The following is a 6509-nucleotide window of genomic DNA, read 5'->3' as shown; positions in this document are numbered from 1 at the left end:
CACTGGGTTTTTAGAAAGCGCTGCGGAGTGTTTACGTAGTGCAAACTATCAGCTGTGTATATACATGCTGCATCAGGTTGTAGAACAATGCTGTATCAGCCTGATCCGGGTATATCTTGCCTATAATTCAGATATTCACAACCTTTACCGTTTACTAAATATGTGTGATAGTTTTTCACCAGAGCTATCTAAATTTTTTCTTAAGCAAAGTGAAGAGGGCAGGAGACTGTTTGATCTGATGGTAAAAAGCTATTCCGCCGCACGTTATAAAGATGACTTCATTGCAGAGCAATTGGATGCTGAAATGTTATATACGCAGGTTGGGGCGTTCCTTAAAATGACAGAAGCGCTATGTCAGGATAAAGTTGAAGCACTGGCTTTGGATGCCGAGCGTTATAAGCAATCTAAAACAGAGGGGGAGGTTTTCGGGAAATGACTTTGCGAAACATCGTTTTTTTGGTTACAAACTTTACCAAATCCGCTACCTGTGGCTGATAATTTGAAATTACATTTGTACCGGAATGCAGCTGAACCCAAGGACTGGTTCTGCTGCATTCCGGTACTGTAATAATTGTTAACTTTAGCCGGAAGCCCGCTTCGCTTTCCAGGTATTCATATCAAATCATAAAATGGGAAATCTTCAGCCGGTGATCTTCAAAAGTATATCAGAGTTGCTCAAAACACTTGGATTGCCAAAACCGATGCACCCTTTGGTAGCCCTTGTCGATTATAAAGATATTACAGTTGATACTTCGCAACTGGGCTTAGGCTACCTGCTCAACTTTTACAAGATCTCGTTCAAGGAACATTTTGCCGGCCAGATCAGGTACGGGCAGGGGCATTACGATTTTGAGGAGGGCGGCCTCTCATTTACCGCACCCAACCAGCTGATCGCTGCTGCTACTGAAGAAAAGGATTATAGCGGACACACATTGCTATTTCATCCTGATTTTATAAGGAACTATCCGTTGGGAAAACAAATCGCCAGATATGGCTTTTTCTCTTATTCCGTTGCCGAAGCTTTGTATTTATCTGATAAGGAAAAGAAGATCATTTTTTCGGTATTTGATAACATTGCCATGGAGCTGGATACCAATATTGATCATTTTAGCCAGGATGTCCTGATCTCACAGATCGAGGTATTGCTCAACTACAGCAACCGTTTTTACAGCCGTCAGTTCATCACCAGGAAAATCGTACACAATGACCTGATCGCAGAAATGGAAGCGTATCTCAGCGAGATTTTTGAGCCAGATAAAACACTAATTGAGGGCTTACCGGCTGTACAGGAAATTGCAGACCACCTGAAAGTCTCACCACGTTATCTCAATGACATGCTGCGCTCCTTAACAGGGCAGACTACGCAGCAGCACATCCACAATAAACTGATCGAGAAGGCAAAAGATATTCTCAGCACAAGTAATCTCAGCATTGCAGAAATTGCTTACAGTCTGGGGTTTGAACATCCGCAGTCGTTCAACAGGCTTTTCAAGACCAAAGTGAAGGTTTCCCCTCTTGAATTCAGGCAGTCGTTTAGCTAAATTCAACAAAAAAATTATTTTCCGAATAACAAAATGATCTGCCGGTAAAATTTTTTTGTATCCCTGTAGCATTCTGAAGTTTGTTAGCGTTTTAGAAGTTAATTACCTATTGATCTCTGCACCCAGGGCCTTCATTATTAACGTTACACTCAATTCGTCTGTTCACGTATTCAAATACTGCTATGAAAAAATTTATACTTGTTTGCGCAATACTTTTTATTGTCAATGCCGGATGTAAAAAAATGAATCTGGATGGTGGTGGTGCATGTGGTTGTTCGCCGGTGCAGGTGGGGCTGCAATTAAATCTGGTAGTTAAAAATGTGGCAGGTGATGACTTACTAGACGATAAGGTTGCCGGAGCATACACAAGAGATAAGATAGAACTCTACAGAAAAGACAGTGGGGGCAAAACTGTTCCTATTCTTTTTGCCATCAGGCCACCTTTTTCCTATGGTGATGAGAAATTCAAATTCAGTGAGTTAAGTTTGCTTGACTCTTCTTATGTGCCAAACTCAGCAGGCAGCGTCCTTTACCTGAAACTGGGTGACAAAACATATGAACTTACGCTCCAGGCAAAACCAAATACTTATACCATTGAAAAAGTATTAATTGATCAGAAGGAAGCCGAAAAAGATAATGGTACTGTAGCCAAATATTCAACGATATTCTATTTGACGCAATAGCAAAATTTGGAGGCCTGCCAGCTTACAGGTGAATCCATTCGCGCCCGGTATTGTCCATTTCATTGCCGATTATGTTCATCTCAAAAATGAAGCAGATCAGGAACTGATAATTTAGATACATTTGTACATGTACAAAGCCTATCAGATCAAATGGTGCTTAATTGTGGCAGGAGTATTTGCAATCAGCACTTTATTTCTTCGCCAGGGCAGTTTTCGGGTCGAAGTGCAATTATGGGAATATTGTGATTATGTGCTGCGCCTCTCTTTTTATATGATTGTATGCTGGATGATCCATGCTTATTTCCTCCTGAATAAAATATCTTATTTAAGCAGTTGGGGCAAGCTGATTTTAAGCAATCTGATCGCTATTGTTATCATGGTATTCCTTGGAACGTTGTTTTACCGGATTCTGCCGCGAAACCATTTTATTGATCCGATTGTGCCGGCATTAAATTTCAGTAACCTCCTGCACTCATTTTTCGGGGGCTTTATTTTAAGTGTCATTTGTTATAGTGCTTTTTACAGCATCCATACGAATTCAGCCCTGCAGACCTCAAAACTCGAAAATGAGATCCTTGAACAGGCCCATCTGAGGGCACAGCTTTTGTCTCTGCAGCAACAGATCAGTCCGCATTTTCTTTTTAACTCCCTGAGTACGCTCAATGCAATTGCCCCTGATCAGCATACCAAAAATTATATTGTCCAGCTTGCAGCCGTTTACCGTTACGTGCTCAATTTCAACGAACATTACCTTACTCCGCTGAAGGATGAACTTCTTTTTATCAAATCCTATCTTTATATCATGAATCAGCGGTTTGATAAGGCGCTTGAAGTGACTATAGATATATCAGAAGAAAACCTCAAGCTGATGATTCCACCGCTTTCCCTGCAGTTACTCGTGGAAAATGCAATTAACCACAATATGTTTACCCTGCAGCAGCCCCTGCATATCATTATCAAAACAGACAATTCTCCGGCATTGATAGTAGAAAATGATCATCGTCCAAAAAAGGTCATCGGCGGCAGTACCGGTTCGGGAACGGGTTTAAAAAATATTAGTGAACGGTACAGGTTACTGGGCAATACAACGATCAATGTTTCTGATGAAGGCGGCAAATTTTGTGTTACCTTGCCATTGCTGCCAAATGAGCGCATTGCAAAAATGACTGGGTACAAATGAGGGTTATCATTATAGAAGATGAATTAAGGACGGCACAGCAGTTGAAGAAAATGCTGGAAGCTCTCGATAATGAGATTATCGTTGAAGCTGTTTTACATTCTGTAGCCTCTGCAACGGAGTGGTTAAAAGACAATGTAACGCCGGAACTCATTTTCTCCGATATCCAGCTCAGTGATGGTCTGAGTTTCGAGATCTTCAAGGAAGTGCAGACCGAAGCCTCTGTGATTTTCTGTACTGCATTTGACGAATATGCTATAAGGGCATTCGAGTCCAACAGCATAGATTACCTGCTGAAACCTATTGAGGAGGATATGCTCCAAAACAGCGTAGAAAAATACCTGCGCTATAAAGAACATCTGATCAGCAGTGCCCAGCAGGTAAGCAACCGGAACAGGGTTATCCAGCAAATGGACACCAGCTACAAACAGAATATCCTGGTGCATTACAGGGAAAAGATTATCCCGATAAGGGTAATGGATATCCAGGTAGTGTACGTGCTCAACGGAGTTGTAAACATAGTTACTTCAGCTGCCACGAATTATCCCGTACAATATACTATCGAACAGCTTGAATCAATGTTTAACCCACAGCAGTTTTTCAGGGTGAACAGGAAATGTATTGTAAACCGTGATTTCATAGTAAACATAGAACATTATTTCAACCGCAAGCTATTTATCAGTACCAAAACTGAACTTCCGGAAAAGATCATTGTCAGTAAAATCAGGGTGCAGCCCTTTCTGAAATGGATAGAACAATAGCCATCCTCTAACACATGACTTTTGTCCATTTCATTCTTCATTTTGTCCGTTTCATAATCAAACTTTATAGCTGATACCCGCGCGATACTAGTTTTGGGATAATTAATTAAATGATTATTCCGCCAGCGTCGCGCACAGACCTGCGGTAAATTGAAGCAGGATAATGAACAAAAAAATAGTATTGGCTTTTATCATTTTTCTTCCCTTCCAGTTGTTTTCCCAGGAGAGATGGAACCTGAAAGCCTGCATAGCATACGGCCTTAAGAACAACCGTAACGGTGCAGTCTATGAGAACGAGAAAAGAGCAGCAGATGCACAGGCAAAGGAAGCTCTCGCTGATTACCTTCCTAAAGTTAGTCTGACCGCCGGACTGGACAATAATCTTAAAGTGCAGGAATCTGTCATTCCGGGAGGTGTATTCGGGCCGGATCCAATCAGGGTAGCCTTTAGTCAGAAATACAACAGCACCGGCCAGGCTCAGGTAGACCAAACCATTTTTGACCAGTCGCTCTTAACCGGTCTCAAGGCAAATAAATACAATAAGCAGCAGGCCGATGTGAATGTCCGCAAAAGCGAGGAAACAATCATCTATAACGTGGGCAATGCCTATTACCAGATCTTTGTGTACCGTGAACAACTCAGGTTGCTGAAAGAAAACCTTGGAACCTACAGCAGGCAGGTGGAGATCTTCAAACTGCAGGTAGAAAAAGGGGTGACTTTACAAAAAGACCTGGATAAAGTGACGGTAGATTACAATAATGCTGTATCGCAAATCCGCATTGCCGAAAGTAACCTTACGCTGTCACAGAACCAGTTGAAATATGAAATGGGTTATCCAATGAGAGAAGCACTGCCGGTGGACAGCTTATCTCAGCAGGATGTCCAGGTGAAAGTTGCTGTTAGCAATAACAGTGAAACCTTTTCCGTAGCTAACCGCGCGGATTATCAGCTATCTCAAATCAACGCTAAACTTTTGGGTATAGATGAAAAAAGGATCAGGGCTGGGGCTCTTCCTAAATTAACCGCTTATGCGCGTTATGGTGCTGTAGGTTTTGGCAATACGCTGGGGCCCGCCTTCAAAGACCTGAGCCCTTTTTCTGTTGTGGGTATCAAACTCAATATTCCGCTCTTTGATTTCTTCAAACGGAATGCCCAGTACAGTCAGGCTAAATACAAGAGCCTAAATGCTGCGGAGAACTTAAAACTGGACGAGGGCAAGTATGAACTTGAATATGAAAATGCAAGAACCAAGATGAACAATGCCCATAGTAACCTTGAAAGTGATACCAGGAACATCCAGCTTGCAGAATCTGTATTCAGGACTACAGACTTGCAATATAAAAAAGGGGTAACCGATCTTACGGAATGGCTCACTGCACAGAACTCAATCAAAGAATCACAAAATAACTATCTCAATTCACTCTTTAGTTTTTACCAGGCCAAACTCGATCTGGAAAAAGCTGCCGGAAGCCTCAAAACATTTTATACCTCACTCTAAATATGAAACGTAAACATATCATCGGAATTATTGCCATAGTAGTCGTTCTGCTCATCGTCTTCAGGCTAGCCTCCAATAAAAGCACACTGAATAAAAAAGAAGCACCCGCACAGGACTCAGTTCTGAACATCCCGGTTAAAGTTTCTGCTGTAAAAGAAGAACTGCAGGAAATCAGTCTGGTAAAGACCGGTAGCCTTGCCCCGTTCAAAGAGGCAAGTGTGCTCACAACGGTTGGTGGTACTATAAAACAACTCAGGTTTGAACTTGGTGACCATGTTAGTGAAGGACAAGTGCTGGCAGTGATGGACACAAGGCTAATGGAACTGGACCTGCAAAAGGCACAAACCAATTCAGCAAAACTGAAACGTGATTTGGAAAATTACACTGAGTTGTTGCAGGGCCAGGCAGCAACACAGGAAAAGGTAAATGAAATACGACAAAATTACCTGGATGCTGCCAATCAGGTAAGCCAGGTTAAAAAACAGATATCTGATGCTCTGGTAAAAGCACCTACCAGCGGAACTATCGCTAAGAAAACCCTTGAGCAGGGCGTGTTTGCTAATGCCGGTGCTGAGATTGCCACAATCGTAAACTTATCCCAAGTAAAGGTTCAGCTGAACCTGACAGAGACTGAAGTATATCAGGCAACACGGGGTCAACAGGTTAAGATTACTACTGATGTCTATCCGGGTCAGGTTTTCAATGGCAAGATAACATTTATCAGTCCGCAGGCCGATGAGACTCATAATTACAAAGTGGAAATATTGGCGGCTAACAATGAAAAGGCATTACTGCGTTCCGGTACTTTCGTCTATGCTGATTTTTCGCGCAAGACCAAACAGAAAATCC

7 protein-coding genes are annotated in these 6509 nt (G+C 42.1%); all 7 read left to right on the top strand.

Translation table 11 applies throughout. From position 1 onward, the window contains the following. The coding region (locus ABWY16_RS00805; RefSeq protein WP_353902751.1) for a HEPN domain-containing protein at positions 1-436 on the top strand (436 nt) is incomplete at its 5' end. A 193-nt stretch (positions 437-629) separates the two neighbouring features. Beyond that, positions 630-1541 (top strand): helix-turn-helix domain-containing protein, encoded by a 912-nt coding sequence (locus ABWY16_RS00800; protein ID WP_353902750.1) that lies wholly within the window; start codon positions 630-632, stop codon positions 1539-1541. A 182-nt stretch (positions 1542-1723) separates the two neighbouring features. Next, positions 1724-2224, top strand: a complete 501-nt coding sequence (locus ABWY16_RS00795) for a hypothetical protein (RefSeq protein ID WP_353902749.1) — start codon at positions 1724-1726, stop codon at positions 2222-2224. 127 nt (positions 2225-2351) lie between these two features. After that, entirely contained in the window at positions 2352-3404 is a 1053-nt protein-coding gene (locus ABWY16_RS00790) for a sensor histidine kinase (RefSeq protein ID WP_353902748.1), read from the top strand. Further along, positions 3401-4162 (top strand): LytR/AlgR family response regulator transcription factor, encoded by a 762-nt coding sequence (locus ABWY16_RS00785; RefSeq protein ID WP_353902747.1) that lies wholly within the window; start codon positions 3401-3403, stop codon positions 4160-4162. Before ABWY16_RS00790 ends, ABWY16_RS00785 begins: the two co-directional genes overlap by 4 nt. A gap of 163 nt (positions 4163-4325) precedes the next feature. After that, positions 4326-5660 (top strand): TolC family protein, encoded by a 1335-nt coding sequence (locus ABWY16_RS00780; protein WP_353902746.1) that lies wholly within the window; start codon positions 4326-4328, stop codon positions 5658-5660. Positions 5661-5662: 2 nt separating this feature from the next. Continuing rightward, positions 5663-6509: efflux RND transporter periplasmic adaptor subunit (locus ABWY16_RS00775; protein WP_353902745.1), on the top strand; the 847-nt coding region annotated here is incomplete at its 3' end.

This window comes from Pedobacter sp. (assembly GCF_040513095.1).
Taxonomy (GTDB): domain Bacteria; phylum Bacteroidota; class Bacteroidia; order Sphingobacteriales; family Sphingobacteriaceae; genus Pedobacter.
This window is presented reverse-complemented; position numbering and strand designations above follow the sequence as displayed.

Excerpts from the sequence above, each read along its gene's own strand:
- ABWY16_RS00800 (WP_353902750.1), top strand. The coding sequence starts at position 630 with ATGGGAAATCTTCAGCCGGTGATCTTCAAAAGTATATCAGAGTTGCTC.
- ABWY16_RS00795 (WP_353902749.1), top strand. The coding sequence starts at position 1,724 with ATGAAAAAATTTATACTTGTTTGCGCAATACTTTTTATTGTCAATGCC.
- ABWY16_RS00790 (WP_353902748.1), top strand. The coding sequence starts at position 2,352 with ATGTACAAAGCCTATCAGATCAAATGGTGCTTAATTGTGGCAGGAGTA.
- ABWY16_RS00785 (WP_353902747.1), top strand. The coding sequence starts at position 3,401 with ATGAGGGTTATCATTATAGAAGATGAATTAAGGACGGCACAGCAGTTG.
- ABWY16_RS00780 (WP_353902746.1), top strand. The coding sequence starts at position 4,326 with ATGAACAAAAAAATAGTATTGGCTTTTATCATTTTTCTTCCCTTCCAG.